General features: G+C 37.3%; 21 protein-coding genes. 14 read left to right on the top strand and 7 right to left on the bottom strand.

The features are described from left to right. The 3 genes from H6607_07185 to H6607_07175 all read right to left on the bottom strand — a co-directional run bounded on the left by H6607_07185 (position 1) and on the right by H6607_07175 (position 1,959). Entirely contained in the window at positions 1-600 is a 600-nt protein-coding gene (locus H6607_07185) for a histidine kinase (GenBank protein ID MCB9262142.1), read from the bottom strand. A 105-nt stretch (positions 601-705) separates the two neighbouring features. Beyond that, positions 706-1,305, bottom strand: a complete 600-nt coding sequence (locus H6607_07180) for a T9SS type A sorting domain-containing protein (GenBank protein MCB9262141.1) — start codon at positions 1,303-1,305, stop codon at positions 706-708. 87 nt (positions 1,306-1,392) lie between these two features. Continuing rightward, positions 1,393-1,959: a NifU family protein gene (locus H6607_07175; protein ID MCB9262140.1), complete on the bottom strand. Its 567-nt coding sequence runs from the start codon at positions 1,957-1,959 to the stop codon at positions 1,393-1,395. 87 nt (positions 1,960-2,046) lie between these two features. Here H6607_07175 and H6607_07170 point away from each other — a divergent pair, with 87 nt between their 5' ends. From H6607_07170 to H6607_07130, 9 genes are all read left to right on the top strand, one after another. Then, positions 2,047-2,616 (top strand): aminodeoxychorismate/anthranilate synthase component II, encoded by a 570-nt coding sequence (locus tag H6607_07170; protein MCB9262139.1) that lies wholly within the window; start codon positions 2,047-2,049, stop codon positions 2,614-2,616. A 46-nt stretch (positions 2,617-2,662) separates the two neighbouring features. After that, positions 2,663-3,313 carry a hypothetical protein gene (locus H6607_07165; GenBank protein ID MCB9262138.1) on the top strand — a complete coding sequence of 217 codons (651 nt, stop codon included), beginning with the start codon at positions 2,663-2,665 and terminating at the stop codon, positions 3,311-3,313. Between the two features lie 50 nt (positions 3,314-3,363). Next, positions 3,364-4,710: a hypothetical protein gene (locus H6607_07160; protein ID MCB9262137.1), complete on the top strand. Its 1,347-nt coding sequence runs from the start codon at positions 3,364-3,366 to the stop codon at positions 4,708-4,710. Position 4,711: 1 nt separating this feature from the next. Further along, complete coding sequence (locus H6607_07155; protein MCB9262136.1) at positions 4,712-5,590, top strand: NAD kinase; 879 nt, start codon at positions 4,712-4,714, stop codon at positions 5,588-5,590. Beyond that, entirely contained in the window at positions 5,591-5,959 is a 369-nt protein-coding gene (locus H6607_07150; GenBank protein MCB9262135.1) for a Spx/MgsR family RNA polymerase-binding regulatory protein, read from the top strand. Between the two features lie 96 nt (positions 5,960-6,055). Beyond that, positions 6,056-6,970: an outer membrane beta-barrel protein gene (locus tag H6607_07145; protein ID MCB9262134.1), complete on the top strand. Its 915-nt coding sequence runs from the start codon at positions 6,056-6,058 to the stop codon at positions 6,968-6,970. 107 nt (positions 6,971-7,077) lie between these two features. After that, positions 7,078-7,881 carry an outer membrane beta-barrel protein gene (locus H6607_07140; protein ID MCB9262133.1) on the top strand — a complete coding sequence of 268 codons (804 nt, stop codon included), beginning with the start codon at positions 7,078-7,080 and terminating at the stop codon, positions 7,879-7,881. A 3-nt stretch (positions 7,882-7,884) separates the two neighbouring features. Further along, positions 7,885-8,631 carry an isoprenyl transferase gene (locus H6607_07135; protein MCB9262132.1) on the top strand — a complete coding sequence of 249 codons (747 nt, stop codon included), beginning with the start codon at positions 7,885-7,887 and terminating at the stop codon, positions 8,629-8,631. Between the two features lie 37 nt (positions 8,632-8,668). After that, entirely contained in the window at positions 8,669-11,131 is a 2,463-nt protein-coding gene (locus H6607_07130) for an outer membrane protein assembly factor BamA (protein ID MCB9262131.1), read from the top strand. On the opposite strand, the gene H6607_07125 is transcribed toward H6607_07130, so the two are convergent. Both H6607_07125 and H6607_07120 read right to left on the bottom strand, forming a co-directional pair. Next, positions 11,128-12,363 (bottom strand): insulinase family protein, encoded by a 1,236-nt coding sequence (locus H6607_07125; protein MCB9262130.1) that lies wholly within the window; start codon positions 12,361-12,363, stop codon positions 11,128-11,130. The genes H6607_07130 and H6607_07125 overlap by 4 nt on opposite strands. After that, positions 12,364-13,317: a DUF561 domain-containing protein gene (locus H6607_07120; GenBank protein MCB9262129.1), complete on the bottom strand. Its 954-nt coding sequence runs from the start codon at positions 13,315-13,317 to the stop codon at positions 12,364-12,366. A 198-nt stretch (positions 13,318-13,515) separates the two neighbouring features. On the opposite strand from H6607_07120, the gene H6607_07115 reads away from it, so the two are divergent. Continuing rightward, on the top strand, positions 13,516-14,118 hold the full coding sequence (locus H6607_07115; GenBank protein MCB9262128.1) for an RNA-binding protein: 603 nt from the start codon (positions 13,516-13,518) through the stop codon (positions 14,116-14,118). A gap of 6 nt (positions 14,119-14,124) precedes the next feature. Here the strand turns inward: H6607_07115 and H6607_07110 are convergent, their stop codons facing one another. Together H6607_07110 and H6607_07105 are read right to left on the bottom strand one after the other, a co-directional pair. Then, a complete protein-coding gene (locus H6607_07110; GenBank protein ID MCB9262127.1) occupies positions 14,125-15,027 on the bottom strand; it encodes a mechanosensitive ion channel in 903 nt (300 codons plus the stop codon). Then, the gene (locus H6607_07105; protein MCB9262126.1) at positions 15,020-15,394 is read right to left on the bottom strand and encodes a hypothetical protein; all 375 of its coding nucleotides are present in this window, start codon (positions 15,392-15,394) and stop codon (positions 15,020-15,022) included. Before H6607_07105 ends, H6607_07110 begins: the two co-directional genes overlap by 8 nt. Before the next feature lie 118 nt (positions 15,395-15,512). On the opposite strand from H6607_07105, the gene rpmH reads away from it, so the two are divergent. From rpmH to H6607_07085, 4 genes are all read left to right on the top strand, one after another. After that, positions 15,513-15,671 (top strand): 50S ribosomal protein L34, encoded by a 159-nt coding sequence (gene rpmH, locus H6607_07100; GenBank protein ID MCB9262125.1) that lies wholly within the window; start codon positions 15,513-15,515, stop codon positions 15,669-15,671. A gap of 10 nt (positions 15,672-15,681) precedes the next feature. Then, entirely contained in the window at positions 15,682-16,059 is a 378-nt protein-coding gene (locus tag H6607_07095; protein MCB9262124.1) for a ribonuclease P protein component, read from the top strand. Then, complete coding sequence (yidD, locus tag H6607_07090) at positions 16,031-16,273, top strand: membrane protein insertion efficiency factor YidD (protein MCB9262123.1); 243 nt, start codon at positions 16,031-16,033, stop codon at positions 16,271-16,273. Before H6607_07095 ends, yidD begins: the two co-directional genes overlap by 29 nt. 330 nt (positions 16,274-16,603) lie before the next feature. Beyond that, positions 16,604-18,238, top strand: coding sequence for a PDZ domain-containing protein (locus H6607_07085; protein ID MCB9262122.1), 1,635 nt, complete (start codon positions 16,604-16,606; stop codon positions 18,236-18,238). The last annotated feature ends 38 nt before the right edge of the window (positions 18,239-18,276 follow it).

The following is an 18,276-nucleotide window of genomic DNA, read 5'->3' as shown; positions in this document are numbered from 1 at the left end:
CTAATCTTTACGTTTTTTAAGTTTTAATTGCATGAAATATTTTTCATTCCAAGCTATTTCATATTCCAATAATCTATGAGCCTTTAGAATATCTAATCGTTCTAAGGCCAAATGCAACTTAGATTCAATTTTTGGGTGAATGTTTTTTTCGGGTGTCTCGGCAAGCGTAATCGAAAATTCAATAAAATCATTCTTTGATAAAAGAACAAACTTTGGTTTGGTGCTTTTATTTTCTAAGGATAGAAGTATGGCGTTTTCGATAAAACTCTGAAAAACAAACACCGGAACCTCACCCGATTCTGTCTGAAAAGTAGATAATTTTGAGAAAGTTCGGGGTGCAAAACGAATGTTTTCTAAACTTATATAATCATTAAGGAAACTTATTTCGGCATTAAGTTCCGCAAATTCGGCATTGCTAAACCGCAGTGCATTTTTATATATTCTGTTAAAAATTTGAAGTGTGTCAAATGCCGATTTTTTGTCACTTAGAATAATATCAGATTGAATGGAATTGATAACATTCAGCAAAAAATGAGAACCAATAAATGCCTTGAAAGAGTTAAGAAGACTCAGGTCGATATGTTCATTTTCTGTTTGCATTTGTTTGCAATTTTAACCATTAGACACTCCTAAACCAATCAATATTATTTGCTTTAGGAAAAAGTTTGTGTAGGTCATCATTGTTTTTGACCGACCAAACGGTTGTTATTGAACAATTACTTTTTTTAAGAGACTGTGGGTGCCTCCTGATATTTGTACAAAATATACTCCTGATGAAAGGTCGGATATCTCGATTTTTTGTGAGGATGATTCAAATTCTTTAACAATGTTCCCGTTTATTGACCGGATAATTAAGGTAACGCTACCCGAGAGGTTGTGGGTAACGGATAACATTTCTCCCGATGTTACAGGATTAGGGTAGGCCGACATTTCATAAGAGTTTGCATGTATGTCTTCAATTGATTTTGAACCTGATTCATTCGTTTGGGTTGAGGTGGCTAAAGGTTGTGGTGTTGACATTTTTATGGAAGCTGAGTTGGCCGCCGATGTTGAACTTGACTTAGAGCCATTATTTACAAGAGATATACTCCCCGCATCATCGTCATCCTCGTCATAGTCATCAAAAACCAAGGTGTCGCCAACAGCGATATCTCCAATAGTGGAAATAATTACGCTGTCGGCCTTGGTTGTTTTAGTGTTATCGGAGGTTTTTGTTTTTTCTTTTTCATCACAGTTAGCTTGTGAAAATTGAGCTATTGCCATTAGCACAACCCCGATTACAACATATTTAATGAAACGTACCATATAAATTCAACGGTAAAAGTACATCACATAATGTTGAATGAAGAATGCAATTAACCAACGGCAATTATTTGTTTACCAACGGAGTTTTTATCCTGGTTCGGCCTCAACAGCCTCCACTTCAGGAATCATTCGTTTTAGTAAATTTTCGATACCCGCTTTTAGAGTCATGGTGCTACTCGGACACCCGCTACAAGAGCCTTTCATTACCACGTTTACAACACCATTTTCAAAACTTTTGAATGAAATAGCACCACCATCCATTTCAACAGCTGGTTTCACGTGGTCGTCAAGTAATTTTTTAATTTTCCGAACCACCTCGTCCTCTTCCTGTTCGGAAAGTTCCGTTTTTTGAATAGAAACGACTTCTTTTTCTGCCTGCAAATATTCTTGAATGAATTTTTTTAGGGTTGGAATTACATCAAACCACTCATAATCTACCGACTTGGTAATACTGATGAAATTATTCATAATGAAAACACCTTTTACATAAGGATATTCAAAAAGTGCAGTGGCTAATGGCGAGTTTTTTACTTTATCTTTCGATCTGAAGTCAACGCTGTCGTTGGCCAAAATCATTTTGTTTGACACAAATTTCATGGATTCCGGGTTTGGAGTTGCTTCGCTATAGATCGTAACTATTTCGTCTATTGTCATTTCCCTTTTTTTACAGTACAAAGGTAAACGAACAAACTTTAAAATGGTTTGTCCGAATTTTATTGATGTCTGCACTAATTTTGCACGGTGCCAAAGGTACTTTTGTTTGATAGCTACGATTCCTTTACGTATAATCTTAAGGATTATTTGGAGCAATGTGGTGCCTCAGTTTTTGTAATTCGTAATGATGAAATGCCTCTCGAAAAATTGGTTTTGCACAATTTTGATGGAATTGTTATTTCACCAGGGCCTCAAACACCAGAAAAATCTGGTATTTTGATGGAAGTGCTAGATTACTTTTACAACAAAAAACCAATTTTGGGTATATGCTTGGGGCATCAGGCAATAGGTATATACGGCGGAATGAATTTGGTAAAGATGGATGAACCGGTTCACGGAAAAGTGTCATTTATCAAAACAAAAAAGCATCCAATGTTTGAGGGTATCTCTCAAGAGTTGGAGGTTTGTCGGTATCATAGCTTAGTTTTAGAAAATAAACAAACAGAACATTTAGAAATAACCGCAGAAACAATTGACCACAAGATAATGGCATTGGCTCATAAAACCCTGCCGGTGTGGGGTTTGCAATTTCATCCGGAGGCCATTTTAACTCAATATGGATTGAAAATGATACAAAACTGGCTGAGGCTTTTGTAATTCTATTCTCCAAAAACATTTTCTTACTATCTTCGTTGCCAAGATAATGATTGTTCAAGATTTCATATCAACCGATTTGCCGCTACTGAAACCATCAGATACGGTTCAGTATGCCCAACTTATGCTGGAAGATTTTGGTGTGGAGAACCTTCTTATTGTTGACGGTAAAGACCTGAAGGGGTATGCCCAAAGGTTGCAATTAGAGGCAGAAAATCCAGAAAGTTCTTTAGCAGAAATTTCGGATAATCAGCCCGTCTCAACGCTTTTGCCCGAGCATTCGGTGTTTGAAGTTTGGCGAGTAATGAGCGAGGCTAAGTTGGAGGTAGTGGGCGTTTTGGCAGGAAATGAGTTGGTAGGCATGGTTTGGCAAAAAGATGTGATGCGGAGGTTGGGACAAACCATTACCAGTCAAAACGATGGAGCAGTATTGATGTTTTTATGCAATCAATTTGACTATAGCATATCTCTCATAGGCCGAATTGTGGAAGCCGAAGACGGCAAAATTTTGGGAATACTTACCAACGAAGCAGATGATGGGAAATTGGAAGTATTGCTCAAACTCAATATCCAATATGTTGACACAATCTGTAATATTTTGGAAAGCCACGGTTTTAAACTAATACATCGAGTGAATAGAAAACGAAACGACATGATGGAAGACAGGTATAAATCGCTGATCAACTATCTCGACATCTAACAAATAATCAACCCGGATTGATAAAAAAATGTTTCTTTCCACTGGTTTTATTGCTTTCTTTTTGGCACGCAAAAGCCGAGTTGGTGGTTGTTGATTCTATCTTTGTTTCGGGTAATGAGTTAACCAAAAAATCAATAATCCTTCGCGAGTTAACCTTTTATGAAGGAAATGAAATGGAACGGAATCAACTTTTTTTGGATAACATTCCTCAATCTAAAATTAACTTGGCCAATCTGAATGTTTTTAATCGTGTCAATATCAATATTATAGAGCAAGATAGTGGCCACTTGAATGTGTATATTGTGGTAGATGAAAAATGGTATTGGTGGCCTATTCCATACCTCGAATTTGCCGATCGAAACTTCAACCAATGGTATCAATTCAAATTTGACCCATACCGAACGAATTATGGCTTATATCTATTTAGATACAACATATCGGGTAGAAACCAAACACTCAAGCTGGGTTTGAGCAATGGATACACGCAACGGATATCTGCGTTATACAAGGCAACTAACCTACTTAAGAATCAAAATGGATTCGCCGAATTGGCTTATAGTTACAAGTCAAATCAAGAAGTTTGGTATAAAACAGAAAACAATCAGTTGCTTTTTTTTCGACAGTTCGGAAAGATTCAGATTAAAGAAATCAATTATACCGTGGGTTTGGGATACCGACCAAAATTTTTTGGAAGACATTCGCTCAAAGCCAATTTAAATCAAATTTGGGTGGCCGACACCTTGTTGTCAGAAACTCTTAATCCAAAATTTTTAGTGTCAAATTCAAATCAACAAAGAATTTTAACCACAGAATATGGCTACGAATCTGACCATCGAAATTTTAGGTTTTTCCCAACCCAAGGCCGATATAGAAAATTTGCAATAGGGCATCATTTCTTAAATGAGACAAAATTGAATTTTTATTCTTTTTTGTTAGAATTTTCGGATTATAAACAGTTGCCTAAAATCAAGCCGCTTTATCACTGGAGTGTGGCAACTTCTAACACAATAAAGCTATTAAGTGGTGGCCAACTGCCTTATTATCAAACGCGTATGATGGGGTATGAATACACGGCAAGAGGCTTTGAAAATAGGGTGGCCGACGGAAAGGGAATGTTTCTCAATAAAATTGACTTGCGGTATGAAATACTAAATAGAAAAAAGTTTAAATGGCCACTTATGCCATTGCCCAACTATAAAGTCATGCCCGTCACCACTTTTTTAAGTTTGTTTGTAGATCAAGCATTTGTGCAAGAATCAGATAAAACCAAATATTTTTTAGGTTATGGAGTGGGGGTAAATAGTCTGTTTTATTCCGACAAAGTGTTTAGATTTGAATACTCAACCGGAATAAACAATTCGTGGAGTTTGAAAATACACTTTAAAAAGGCCTTTTAAAATGCAAATTGGAGTTTATGCACGCCAGTTAGACATCGATGAAAACGTTGATTTTCTCAATCTTTTTTTCAATAAACTTTTGAATGAAAAGGTAGAGGTTTTTGTGCATAGAAATATGTATGAAGACTTGGAAAAACTGCATTGTTATTCGGTGTTAAAAGTGTTTGACACTGGAGATGACCGAAGCAAAAACTTCGACTTTGTTTTTAGTTTGGGCGGAGACGGAACCATGTTGGATACACTTTCCATTGTGAGAGATTACGACATACCTGTGTTGGGAATTAACCTGGGAAGATTTGGTTTTTTGGCCAATAGTCAAAAAGAGGATTTTGAAGAAAATTTTGAACTGCTCAAACAAAATGCCTTCTCTGTGGAGAAAAGAAGTGTTTTGAAATTGGAATCGAAAGGAGATTATTTTGAGGGGTTTCCGTATGCTTTAAATGATTTAATTATTCATAAAAACGACACCTCGAGTATGATAACCGTTCATGTAAAATTAAATGGCGAGATATTGAATACCTATTGGGCAGATGGGCTTATTGTGGCATCACCCACAGGCAGCAGCGGCTATTCATTAAGTTGCGGGGGGCCTTTGTTGTTTCCGGGATGCAATAGTTTAGTTATTACCCCAATTGCACCGCACAACCTCACAGTAAGACCCATAGTTATTGATGATAAAAGCAGTTTGTCGTTTGAAATTGAGACCAGAACGGATGAGTTTTTAATTACACTCGACAATCGATCGGTATCAATTAAAAAGCACGAGAGACTCGTTTTGACCAAAGCAGATTTTCGATTTAACATGGTGCGACTGAACAATCAAAGTTTTTTGCAAAACATTAGAAACAAATTGATGTGGGGATTTGATAAGAGAAATTAGATGGTAACAAAAGTTAAACTTTATGGCATTCCAAATTGCGATACGGTAAAAAAGGCTAGTGTTTGGCTCGAAAATAAGAGTATCCCATTTCAATTTCACGATTTTAAAAAGGATGGATTGGAGACGGAAACAATTGTTGATTGGCTGAATTATATGCCCAATCAAACACTTATAAACAGAAAAAGTACAACCTTTAGAAGCCTAAGTGAATCAGATAAAATCAATCTAAACGACGATAAATTGGCTCCTCAAATAGCTTCACAAAATAGCTCGATTGTAAAGAGACCAGTGTTGGAAATAGATGGCAAAATCATTGCGGTAGGTTTTGATGAAGAGGAGTATAAAAATCTTTTTTCCAGCGGAAAATAACATAAACTGTTGTTCAACGTTTGTAAAATACCATATTATTCTTGCTAATTAGGGCTATTTAAAATAGCTTTGTTGGTTCTTCTTAGATTTAGAAAAATGATAGTAAAGAAGTTAGTATTTGTGACAGGTTTGATTGGGGCGATGTTGTTTTCCTCTCAAGCCGATGCACAGCAAAGAATTAGAAAAAGCGGGTTAGATTTTGGCTTTATGCTGGGAGGTGATAATTACACCGGAGATTTAACCAATAAATATTTTGAGTCGAAAGGAATACATGCAAACTATGGGTTGCTTGTTCGTTACACACCTGTTCAGCGTTTTACGTTTCGGGTAGGTGCCAATTACGGGAAAATATCCGGATATGACTCGTGGTATGGCAATGATGAGAATCGGGCTTTTAGAAATTTACATTTTGAAAGTGACCTATGGGATTTTCATGGTGCATTTGAAATTAACCTGAACACCTTAGAGCCAAAGGCTGAGCGGGGAGTGGTTCCTTATGTGATGGGTGGCATTTCGGTATTTAAGTTCAACCCAAGAGCCCAGTTTTTTTACGAACCAACATCTTGGCAAAACCTACCAAATGACAACAGCTACGAAACCTTGGCAGATAGAGATGGAGACTGGGTAGAATTACAACCATTGAGCACCGAAGGACAAGAAACAACAGAATACAATGACTTAAAAAGATATTCTTTAACTCAATTTGCCATTCCGGTGGGCTTAGGTGTTAAGTTTAAACTTACCCAAAGTTGGACTTTTGGTTTAGAATATTCAACACGAATCACTTTTACGGATTATTTAGATGATGTGAGTGGTGATTACAAAGAACTTGTTTTCCTCGAATCTTCTTTTGGGGCAATGAGCAAAGCAATGAGCGATAGAAGCCCAAGCCAAAATCCGGCATTTTCTGCAAGGGGTGATAATTCTAAAATTGATATGTATAATATTTTTGGAATTACCCTTACCTATCGGCTCATGAAATCAGATGATGTGTGTCCTGCATTCAGATAATATTTCTGATAAAAAAAATTTAGTTAGAAAGTAAAAGTAAAGTGAAACAAATTCTTGCCCTTGTCCGTATATATCCAAAAATGAGCAAAAAGTTTTTTTTGGTTGGGATGATTTTACTCGCAGGTATTCAAACAAATGCCCAGTTTTGGGAGTTTGGCGGAATGTTGGGAGCGAGCAATTATCATGGAGATTTGGCCTATCAAATAGTTCCAAAAGAAACCCATTTTTCAGGAGGTATTCTAATGAGGTATAACTTTAACCCTTATTGGTCCTATCGCCCTTCTATTGTGTATGGAAAAATAAGCGGAAACGATGCCAACTTTAAAGAAATGGCCATCCGCAATTTGAGTTTTGAATCCAATATTTGGGAAATTAACAATGCACTTGAATTTAATTTCTTGCCTTTTGGGTCGCAGGTTTTAAGCAAAAATTTTACTTCGTATGCCACGTTGGGAATTGCGGTGTTCAGGCACAGCCCTTATGCCATTTTTCGTGATGAAAAATATCAGCTTAGATCATTAAGAACCGAGGGGCAATCAAGCAAAACAGAATACGGACTGTTGCAATTGGCTATACCTTTTGGTGGTGGAGTAAAATATAACCTCAACAAAAACCTTGTGGTGGGTTTTGAAGTGCTTTGGAGAAAAACGTTCACAGATTATTTGGATGATGTGAGTACGTTGTATCCAGACCTAAAAACACAAGCCGCCAATAATGGAACTCTTAGTGCCCAACTTTCTGACCGAAGTTGGGAGGCAAATGGGGTAGGTGAGCCTTTATCAAAAGCCGGAGATGAACGCGGTGACCCTTCTATAAAGGATTTTTATTTTACGGCCGGTGTCACGGTGGCATACAGACTTACACCAATTCGATGTTGGCCAAAATATAAAAAACCGATAAACTGGAAGTAAAGCATGACTCTAAAAGAGGAAATTTTAAAGCATCAAATTCCAAAGCACATTGCTGTTATAATGGATGGAAACGGCAGGTGGGCGAAACAACAAGGAAAGTTTAGAATTTTCGGACATCAGCATGGTGTAGAATCGGTAAGAGAAATTTCGGAGGGATGTGCCGAAATAGGAGTTAAATATCTTACACTCTATGCTTTTAGCACCGAAAATTGGAATAGACCAAAACTGGAAGTGGATGCATTGATGACTCTTTTGGTTAAAACAATAAAAAAGGAAACCAAAACTTTGATGAAAAACAATATCCGACTTGGCACTATAGGAGATAAATACAGCTTGCCCAAAGAGTGTATCAATGAGTTGGAAGAAGCCATCGAATCCACCAAAAACAACAATGGTATGACTCTCATTTTGGCTCTAAGCTATAGTGCTAAAAGAGATATGACTTTGGCTTGTAAACAAATGGCCAATGAGTTGAGAGAACAATTATTAACCCAAGAGGAGATAACAGAAGAATACATTTCTTCAAAACTATCTACCGCTGGAATACCTGACCCTGATTTAATGATACGAACCAGTGGCGAGCATCGAATTAGTAATTTTCTGCTTTGGGAAATGGCCTATACAGAGTTTTATTTTACCGATGTTTTGTGGCCCGACTTTAGAAAAGAACATTTGTATGAGGCTATCATGAATTATCAAAAAAGAGAAAGAAGATTTGGAAAAACCGGAGAACAAATTGCTAATGTATAAGAAACAACTAATAATATCCTTGTTGTCTGTGCTTTGTATGCACACAACCGTATTCTCGCAGATAGATAAAAACAAATTGGTTGGCTATGACTATACTCATCCAAAGGAGTATATAATTGGGGGTATAAGCTCGGAAGGAAGCCAATCGTATAGCACCCAAATTTTGGCACACATTTCTGGCCTGCTTTCGGTAGAAAAAATTAAAATTCCAGGAGATGAAATGAGTAAAGCCGTTGAGAAATTGTGGGCTCAGCAAATCTATTCAAACGTTGAACTTCAAATTAGAAAGGTTGTTGCTGATACAATTTACCTTCATATTTTAGTTCAAGAAAGGCCACGACTTTCTAAATATTCCATTCGTGGGTTGGGCAAAACCGAAACAAAAAACGTGAGAGACGAAATTTCGTTAAGAAAAGGTCAAATTATTACGGAAAATTTGGTGGAGAAAACCCGCAGCGAAGTAGAAAAATATTTTTTCGATAAAGGATTTTATAATGCAAAAATTGACATTTCTCGCATTGCAGATACCGGAAGTACCAACCTCCAGTATTTGCGTATAGATATAAAAAAGGGAAGAAAGGTCAAAGTGCGGGAAGTTCTGTTTGTTGGCAATGACAGCGTGGGAGCAAAGAAGTTGAAACGTGTGATTAAGCCCAAGCAAACCAAAGGAAAAATAAATCCATTTGCCTCCAGCAAACTTGTGAAGAAGGATTACAACATTGAGAAGAAAAACATTATAGATGTTTATCAATCAAAAGGATACAGAGATGCTAAATTGGTAAAAGATTCGATATATGCGGTTCGACCCAATAAAGTCAATATCAAAATAACGGTTGATGAGGGTAAGAAATATTATTTCCGAAACATAAGTTGGACGGGTAATACCAAATACACCACCGGTCGGTTAGATTCAATTTTAGGAATAGAAAAGGGCGAAATATTTAATCAATCAAAGTTAGAAACGAGGTTGTTTATGAATCCGGTTGGGGTGGATGTATCGAGCAAATACATGGACGATGGATATTTGTTTTTTAACATTGTTCCGGTAGAGACTCGGGTTGAAAATGATAGTATTGATTTAGAAATTAGGATATACGAAGGCAAGCAGGCTGTTATAAATGAGGTTAGAATAATAGGAAATACCAAAACCAGCGATTTTGTAATACGCCGAAATTTGAGAACATTGCCTGGGGCAAAATTTAGCCGAAGTGACATTCAACGTTCTATGCGAGAGTTGGCCAATTTGCCCTATTTTAACCAAGAAACGTTGGATGTGAATCCTATACCAAATCCGGCAAACGGAACAGTAGATTTGGAATATAAAGTAGAAGAAAGATCGAGCGACCAAGTGGAAGCCAGTGGTGGTTTTGGCGGTGGCTTTGGTATTGTGGGTACTATTGGGCTTAAACTTAATAATTTCTCAACAAGAAAAATGTTTAAAGGGCAGTTCGACCCCATTCCTACGGGTGATGGCCAACAATTAACACTGCGGGCACAAGCCAATGGTTTGCCATTTCAATCGTATAATTTTTCATTTACTGAGCCGTGGTTTGGGGGCAAAAAGCCCAACTCATTAACCTTGAGTGCATACTATTCGCGTCAAACCTATCAGAACAATTATTTGGTTAAGAACGACCCAAGTCAGCAACGATTGCACACAACCGGAATATCGGTTCTTTATGGCAAATTGCTTAAATGGCCCGATGACTTTTTTACGCTGAGCAATTCGTTGAATTATCAGAAATATAAACTGGAAAACTGGAGTAATTATGGAGCTGCAGAAATTGGTTTTAAAAACGGAATTTCAAACAGTTTGTCATGGAACACTATTCTGGCTCGAAACTCTTCGTCTGATATGTTTTTTCCGCGTTCCGGTTCGGAGTTTGTGCTTTCTGTGCAGGCTACGCTGCCACATACTGCCATAAACAACTTATTTGGCGATGACAGAGATTTTAGCACACTCCCATTTAGTGAAAGGTATAAATGGATTGAGTACAACAAGTGGAAATTTAATGCTACTTGGTATCTGGGTACGTTCAGCAAATTCGTGTTGGTGCCTCATTTTGAAACGGGCATTATTGGCATTTACAACAAAAAGGTTGGCTACTCTCCGTTTGAGCAATTTAAAGTAGGGGGGTCCGGTTTTGGAAACTGGACAGTATATGGCACCGAAATTATACCTCAAAAAGGATATGACAATGGAAGGGTTTCTGACCCAATAAATGGTCAAGATGCCGACCCACTGTACAGCAAATTCTCATTAGAGCTTCGCTATCCTGCCGCAACCAGTCCGGCAGCTATGCTTTTGCCTTATGTATATTATGAAGGAGGAAACACATGGAATCACGTACGGGAGTACAATCCTTTTAATATGTACAACGCAGCAGGGGCAGGTATGAGATTATTTGTTGGGGCATTAGGAAAAATGCAGGTTGACTATGGTTATGGCTTCAACACAAATAGATGGCAGCTCAACTTTTCAATAGGCACTTGGTTTTAATTACTTTTGGGCAGGTAGGTCAAAAAATTTAGTTTTTCAGGAGCAAAAAGTTCATTTGCTACCAAACGCAGTTGATCTGCCGTTATTTGATCAATGTTTTCAATAACAGTGGCTAAAGAATCTACAAAGCCGAGGTCAAGAAGGCTTCTTCCAATTACAAACATCATACTGCTGTTGCTTTCTTCGGCCATTATTAGCTGACCCTTAAACTGCGTTTTATATTTCTTTAGCAGAGATTCTTTCATGGTGGTGTTTCGCAAATGTTCTAACTCCTTCAAAACAGCTTTGCGAGCCCTATTTACGTTTCTTTTATCGGTACCAAAATAGATGGTTAAAAAGCCCGAATCCGTCAAGGCTTGATAGCCACAATCAACGCCATACGTATATGCATGCTTTTCGCGGAGTTTTAGGTTTAAAATGGAGTTAAGTCCTGGCCCTCCCAAAATGTTGCTCAATAGCATCAATGCAGGTCTATTAGGGTGGTTTAAAGGGTAAGCGTTGCAACCAATTAAGGTGTGAGCCTGGCCAAATCCATTTTCATCAATCTTGTCAAAAGTTTTGAAATCGGTGGGAGGTTCTCGATTTATTTTTCCGAGAGGAATTTCTAATAAAGACAAATGTTTTTCACAAACTTTAACTGCTTTGTCAAATGAAATTGGAGCAACCACAACCAGCAAAATCTCATTCGAAAAGTAGCGTTGACTAATAAATTTCGACAAATCTTTTGAAGAAAAGGAAGAAACCGTGTCTTTGCTGCCCAAAATATTGTTGCCCAACGGATGATTGGGGTAAAACAATTCTTGAAACTCATCGAATATCCTTTCATCGGGAGAATCAAGGTACATCTCAATTTCCTCATATATTACCTTTTTTTCTTTTTCTAATTCCTTTTCCGGAAAGCTACTATTAAAGGTAACATCAGTCAAAAGTTCGATTGCTCGGTTAAAATGATCTTTTACCACACTGGCATGAATAACCGTTTTATCCTTAGTTGTAAAGGCATTCATGTCGCCACCCACTACTTCAAGCCTATTCAACACTTGGTTGGTATTTCGCTTTTTGGTGCCTTTAAAAAGCATGTGTTCAAGCAGGTGTGCAAGCCCAATTTGGTCTTCAGTTTCATCTCGAGAGCCGGCATTAATAAAATATCCGCAATGTGCTATTTGCGTGTTATAGCTTTGTTTGAAAACCAAACGCAGGCCATTCTCAAATGTGTGTATTTTGTATTCCATTTAGATTGGCATTACGTTGGTTGACATTTTAACCAATGTTTCATTGTATTCCCTAATCACTTCAGAAACAATATCTGCTGCGGTTTCAGGACGGTTTATCATGCTGCTTACTTGCCCAATTTCCAATTCGCCTTCATCCAAATCGCCCAAAAACATACCTTGTTTTGCTCTTGCTCTTCCTAACAAGTTCAATTTTTCTTCTTTCGTGGCACAATTATCATAGGCCACTTCTAAGTCATAAAAAAACTTATTTCGGAGCAACCTTACCGGAACAATATCTTTAAGCATCAATTTGGTATCTCCCTCTTTTGCCGTGCGTATGGCATTTTTAAAATTTTCGTGTGCACTCGATTCTTGACATGCGGCAAATCGGCTACCTATTTGAACACCTTCAGCACCCAATGCAAAGGCGGCAGCCATAGCTCTTCCGCTGCCAATGCCACCAGCCGCAATGGTAGGAATAGTTATTTTTTTGGAAATGTCCGGAATAAGACACAAGGTAGTTGTTTCTTCTTTTCCATTGTGCCCTCCTGCCTCAAAACCTTCTGCCACTATTGCATCAACCCCGGCCTCAAAGGCTTTTAGAGCAAATTTGGTATTGGCCACTACGTGCACCACTTTTATTCCTTCTTCTTTCAGTTTTTGTGTCCAAATGGATGGGTTGCCGGCTGATGTAAACACAATTTCAACTCCTTTTTTTATTATAATTTCCATAATGGTTTCAACGTCCGGATAGAGAAGAGGCACATTGACCCCGAAAGGATTTTGGGTAGAACGTTTTGTTTTATCAATATGTTCTTCCAACACCTCAGGATACATGCTGCCTGCTCCCAAAAGACCCAAACATCCTGCATTACTGGCAGCCAAGGCTAACTTCCAACCACTGCACCAAATCATTCCGGCCTGAACTATTGGGTACTTTGTGTTGAATAATTCTGTGATTCTGTTTTTCATTTTGTAGGCAATATTAAGGCCTTTTTAACAGTATGCACATCAAACAGAACGTTGTGAAAAATTATTTAGACCACTATGCCAAAAGGTATGGAATAAAACTGTAACTTCGTGAAAATTTTTTTGTGTGAAACACATAACATATCTACATATTTAATCAAATAATCTCCCGAAGTAAATTCTTTTAGTTTTTTTTAATAAATGAAAATTTTTGTTACAAAACTCAACCCCAACACAAATGATCAGGGTTTGATGATGTTGTTTAGCCAGTTCGGTCAGGTTGAATCTACCAAAGTTATTATGGATAGAGACACTGGAAAATCTAAATGTTTCGGCTTTGTTGAAATGAGCAACGATGCCGAAGCCAAAGAGGCTATTGAAGGACTCAATAGCACCGAGTTTGAAGGAAACCTTATTGTGGTTATTGAAGCTCAAGATAAGGGCGACAGAAAACCGCAACAACGTTTTGATGGAAATAGAAATAATCGACCCAACAACAATTTTAGAAATAATCAAGATAGACCGAGACGGTTTGATAATAACAACTCGGGTGGTGGTTTTGACAGAAACAGCGGAGGTTACGATCGGAACAACAACAATAGGGATAGAGGTTTTGACAACCGTGACAACAATCGAAGAGACAACAACTCAAGATTTGACAAGAAATCGGGTGGTCGTGATAGTTATGGAAGAAACGATGACGATTGGAAAAATAAGAACAAAGGTTTTAGAGGAGCCCCCAAGAAGGATGGCAAGTTTAAACAAGACTGGGATGAGGAGGGTTTTGACACCTCTCGCTGGTAGTGTTTGCTAAGATTTGATTTCTGAGTCGGTGTTCGGAGGACTCTTCCGAACATCGCTTTTTATATGCAAATCTCTTTGTGGAAAAGGAATTTGAATGTTCTTCTTAGATAGTTCGCTAAAAATAAGAAATCGCAAATCGCTTTTTACATCTTCTATTCTAAAACGATGTTTCGACCAAAATAGCAGCTCAAAATTTAATGACGATTCCCCAAAATCAACAAACCGGCATACCGGTTTTGGATTTTTTACCACCTCTTGGTGCATGGCCGCACACGATAATAGCACTTCTCTAACCTGCCTAATATCAGATTCGTAAGAAACCCCTATATCAACTTTGAATCGCGTAATTTGGCTTTCTGTACTCCAATTTATTACCGAATTGCTAACTATTTTTGAGTTCGGTATAACCACCGAAATGCCATCCCGATTTCTAACTTTTGAAGTCCGAATGCCAATTTCCTCTACCTTACACACCATTCCGTCCACCTCAATAATGTCATCCACCCGAACCGAGCCTTCAAATAAAAGGAAAAAGCCAGAGGCAAAATCATTAAACAATTGTTGAAGCCCCAAACCAATACCTACCAATAAAGCTGCCGAACCAGCAAGTAATATGGATATATTTACACGTAATGATTGGAGAATTAATACAATCGAAATGACAAAAATGAAATATTTACTTAGTTGCGAGTAGGCATACATTTGGCCAACGGTCAATTTGTTGGAACGATGTGCTGCTGTTAATAACCTTTTTATCCAACGCACCAGCAACCATGAAATAAAACCAATAAGAATGGCAACAAAAATATCTGACGGATAAACGTGATATTCCCCAAACGAAATAAAAGGTTCATGAGCAAAACGTTTGCTCAATTCATTAGTAATTTTTGTTTCGTCAGTTTTAGCCATCTATATAATCGTGTTTTAAAACCAATGCGAAATAATCATTTTCGAGTGGCAAATATCCTTGTTCGTAGCAAAAAAAGTACTGTTTTCCTGTTTTGGTGGTATAAATATTCGTAATAAAATTAAAATCAAACCCCTTTTTTAAAAGCTCATTGCGGGTTGTTTTTGGTTTTATACCATTGTTAAGTTCCAATAATATTAATCTGTTTTTTCGCAGGGCAGCATTTATTCGTTTCATGTAGGTTGAGGCATTGCCATTAATGCGGTTATGATGTGCATTACGACATTGATTGTCGCAAAATTTTTTATCCATTCTGCCGCGAAGAATATTCTGGCACTCCAAACATCTTTTTTCAGTTGATTCTTGCATGTTTCAAAGATGACAAAAATTAATTGAGTAAAATATTGTCAAAAAACTTACTTCCATTCGTATAAAATGGTATTTTTGCAGTCCTTTTTTCAAAAGAGAGATTTAAGCGGATAAAGAGATGAAAAGAACATTTCAACCTTCGAATAGAAAGAGAAGAAACAAGCACGGGTTCAGAGAAAGAATGAGTACCAAAAATGGTCGTAAAGTTCTTGCTGCAAGAAGAGCAAAAGGGCGTAAGAAACTTACCGTTTCTGACGAGCCTCGACATAAAGGGTAATTTCGTGTAAATGGCCGTTTTTCCTAAATCGGAAAGGCTTTCGAGTAATTATCTTATTCAAGAAGTTTTTGGCAAAGATGCTAAACGAGTGGGTAAATATCCGCTCGTTTTTGTTTTTAAATATTTACCACACCAAGAGGGCAAATCAATAGAGGTATTGTTTTCTGTACCCAAACGAAAATTTGGAAAAGCCGTTGCACGAAATCTTTTAAAAAGAAGATTGCGTGAAATATACCGCATACACAGACCCAATATGGAAGCTTGCCTAAAGCCAGATTTAAAACTTCTTTTGGCCGTAATCTACATTGGTGCAGAAGTTTTTCCGTCAAACATACTTACAAAATCATTTATTAATAATTATGAGCAGCTTATTAAGAGTTATAAGTAACTTTTTTTCTGGAATATTTATCTTAACGATTAAGCTATATCAGTGGGTTCTATCGCCCATACTTCCGAGTTCTTGTCGGTTTAGTCCAACATGCTCCAATTATGGAATTGAGGCATTCAAGAAACATGGCCCAATAAAGGGATTTTGGTTAACCATAAAAAGAATTGGTCGATGCCACCCGTGGGGTGGAAGTGGCTACGACCCTGTGCCATAGATTTTTCTTATTTCTTACGTCTTTTTTCGAGGGTTTTTGTATAATATAAATAGTCTATGTGTTTTTTAATTTTTATTGATAGTGTCAATGATATGAAGGGCGATTTTTTCTTTTGATTCTTTGGCGGGATTCAGGATTTTGACTAATCGCAAAATATAAGCCACTAAAATTTGTAATGTATTTAAATTCAAATACTTAGGTAAATTGTTATTTTTAGATATTCTCAATTTTATAATTTTAAAAGTTAAAATGATGCTTTTCGTGCTGTTTTAAAAAGAAACTCCCAATTCGTTCGTTAATATTGCATTATAATCATCAAGAGAAATAAAAATGAAACCTAAAAAATGGTTCTACATCGGAGCGGCGGTATTGGTGGGAGCAACTGCCTTTACCCAAGTAGAGGATTATCACGAAGTGTCGAAGAATCTCGACATTTTTGCTTCGGTATATAAAGAAGTAAATACGAGTTACGTGGATGAGGTTCAACCCGGTAGTCTTATCAGAGAGGCTATTGATGGAATGTTGGGCTCATTAGATCCTTATACCAATTTTTACAGCGAATCACAGAGTCAGGATTACCGTTTTCAGGTTACCGGAACCTATGGTGGCATTGGTGCTATCATCAATAAACACGGCGAAAACTTGGTTGTTTCTCGAGTTCATGAAGGCTATCCGGCACACACCGCAGGCATTATTGCGGGTGATATTTTGAAAAAAGTGGATGGCAAATCTGTGGAGGGAAAAACAAGTAGTGATTTGTCTGATTTGCTCAAAGGAACTGCCGGCACAACCATCGTAATTACTATAGACAGACCTTATGAGGGGGTTAAAGAATTTACTTTTAAAAGGGCTCAAGTTAAGGTTAAAAATGTGCCTTATTTTGGTATGGTCGATGATAAAACGGGATACATCAAACTCACTGGTTTTACGCCCGATGCAGGGAATGAGGTTTACAATGCTGCCAAAACACTCAAAGGGCAGGGAGCTAAAAGTATCATTTTAGATTTGCGGGGAAATGGTGGGGGATTGCTGCATGAAGCTGTAAACATTGTTAATGTATTTGTCAAAAAGAATCAAATTGTGGTTACCACGAAAGGCAAAAATCAAAAAGATGGCGAATATAAAACCCTCAATGCTCCACTTGATTTAGACATTCCATTGGCTGTTTTGATAGATAAGGGGTCGGCCTCTGCCAGCGAAATTGTTAGTGGAACAATTCAAGATTTGGATAGAGGGGTTATTATTGGCACACAAAGTTTTGGTAAAGGATTGGTGCAAACATCAAGGGTGCTTACCTATAATACTCAAATGAAAATTACCACTTCTAAGTATTATATTCCTTCAGGTAGATGTATTCAAAGGCTTGATTATTCAAACAAAAAGGATGGACACGCTATATCGGTTGCAGACTCATTGAAACGAATATTTTACACCGCAAACAAACGAAAAGTTATTGATGGAGAAGGTGTTAATCCGGATGTTGTTGTAGGAATGGATATTTTGAGCAAAATAGGTAGTAGCCTAATTAACAATTATCTAATTTTTGACTATGCCACATTATACCGCCATAAAAACGATAGCATTGTTTCAGCAAAAAACTTCCGATTTACTGATTCTGATTTTGAGGACTTTAAGAGATTTTTATCTGACAAAGAATATAGCTACGAAACTGAAACAGAACGGGCAATAAAGCAGCTTGAAAAGGAAGCTGAAGATGAAAAATATTCTTCATCACTAAAGGCCAGTATTGATGCACTTAAGGCCGATTTTGAAAAAAATAAACAGGCCGACTTAGAGCGACATAAAGCAGAAATTATGCAATTATTAGAAAGTGAAATAGCTTCCCGATATTATTTTGATAGAGCTGAAATAGAAACTACTTTCGACAGTGACCCAGATATAAATAAAGCCATTAGTGTATTTTCAAGCCCACAATACACATTGCTGTTGAAGGGAACTAACTAAAAATTGGATTACTTTCAGTTATTAGTAGCGTTTTTTTT

The sequence above is a fragment of the Flavobacteriales bacterium genome, assembly GCA_020635395.1.
Taxonomy (GTDB): Bacteria; Bacteroidota; Bacteroidia; order NS11-12g; family UBA9320; genus UBA987.
This window is presented reverse-complemented; position numbering and strand designations above follow the sequence as displayed.

Bases quoted from the DNA above. Each gene is read 5' to 3' on its own strand.
- H6607_07185 (MCB9262142.1), bottom strand. From the start codon at position 600: ATGCAAACAGAAAATGAACATATCGACCTGAGTCTTCTTAACTCTTTC.
- H6607_07180 (MCB9262141.1), bottom strand. From the start codon at position 1,305: ATGGTACGTTTCATTAAATATGTTGTAATCGGGGTTGTGCTAATGGCA.
- H6607_07175 (MCB9262140.1), bottom strand. From the start codon at position 1,959: ATGACAATAGACGAAATAGTTACGATCTATAGCGAAGCAACTCCAAAC.
- H6607_07165 (MCB9262138.1), top strand. From the start codon at position 2,663: ATGATTGTTCAAGATTTCATATCAACCGATTTGCCGCTACTGAAACCA.
- H6607_07155 (MCB9262136.1), top strand. From the start codon at position 4,712: ATGCAAATTGGAGTTTATGCACGCCAGTTAGACATCGATGAAAACGTT.
- H6607_07150 (MCB9262135.1), top strand. From the start codon at position 5,591: ATGGTAACAAAAGTTAAACTTTATGGCATTCCAAATTGCGATACGGTA.
- H6607_07145 (MCB9262134.1), top strand. From the start codon at position 6,056: ATGATAGTAAAGAAGTTAGTATTTGTGACAGGTTTGATTGGGGCGATG.
- H6607_07140 (MCB9262133.1), top strand. From the start codon at position 7,078: ATGATTTTACTCGCAGGTATTCAAACAAATGCCCAGTTTTGGGAGTTT.
- H6607_07135 (MCB9262132.1), top strand. From the start codon at position 7,885: ATGACTCTAAAAGAGGAAATTTTAAAGCATCAAATTCCAAAGCACATT.
- H6607_07130 (MCB9262131.1), top strand. From the start codon at position 8,669: ATGCACACAACCGTATTCTCGCAGATAGATAAAAACAAATTGGTTGGC.
- H6607_07125 (MCB9262130.1), bottom strand. From the start codon at position 12,363: ATGGAATACAAAATACACACATTTGAGAATGGCCTGCGTTTGGTTTTC.
- H6607_07120 (MCB9262129.1), bottom strand. From the start codon at position 13,317: ATGAAAAACAGAATCACAGAATTATTCAACACAAAGTACCCAATAGTT.
- H6607_07115 (MCB9262128.1), top strand. From the start codon at position 13,516: ATGAAAATTTTTGTTACAAAACTCAACCCCAACACAAATGATCAGGGT.
- H6607_07110 (MCB9262127.1), bottom strand. From the start codon at position 15,027: ATGGCTAAAACTGACGAAACAAAAATTACTAATGAATTGAGCAAACGT.
- H6607_07105 (MCB9262126.1), bottom strand. From the start codon at position 15,394: ATGCAAGAATCAACTGAAAAAAGATGTTTGGAGTGCCAGAATATTCTT.
- rpmH (MCB9262125.1), top strand. From the start codon at position 15,513: ATGAAAAGAACATTTCAACCTTCGAATAGAAAGAGAAGAAACAAGCAC.
- H6607_07095 (MCB9262124.1), top strand. From the start codon at position 15,682: ATGGCCGTTTTTCCTAAATCGGAAAGGCTTTCGAGTAATTATCTTATT.
- yidD (MCB9262123.1), top strand. From the start codon at position 16,031: ATGAGCAGCTTATTAAGAGTTATAAGTAACTTTTTTTCTGGAATATTT.
- H6607_07085 (MCB9262122.1), top strand. From the start codon at position 16,604: ATGAAACCTAAAAAATGGTTCTACATCGGAGCGGCGGTATTGGTGGGA.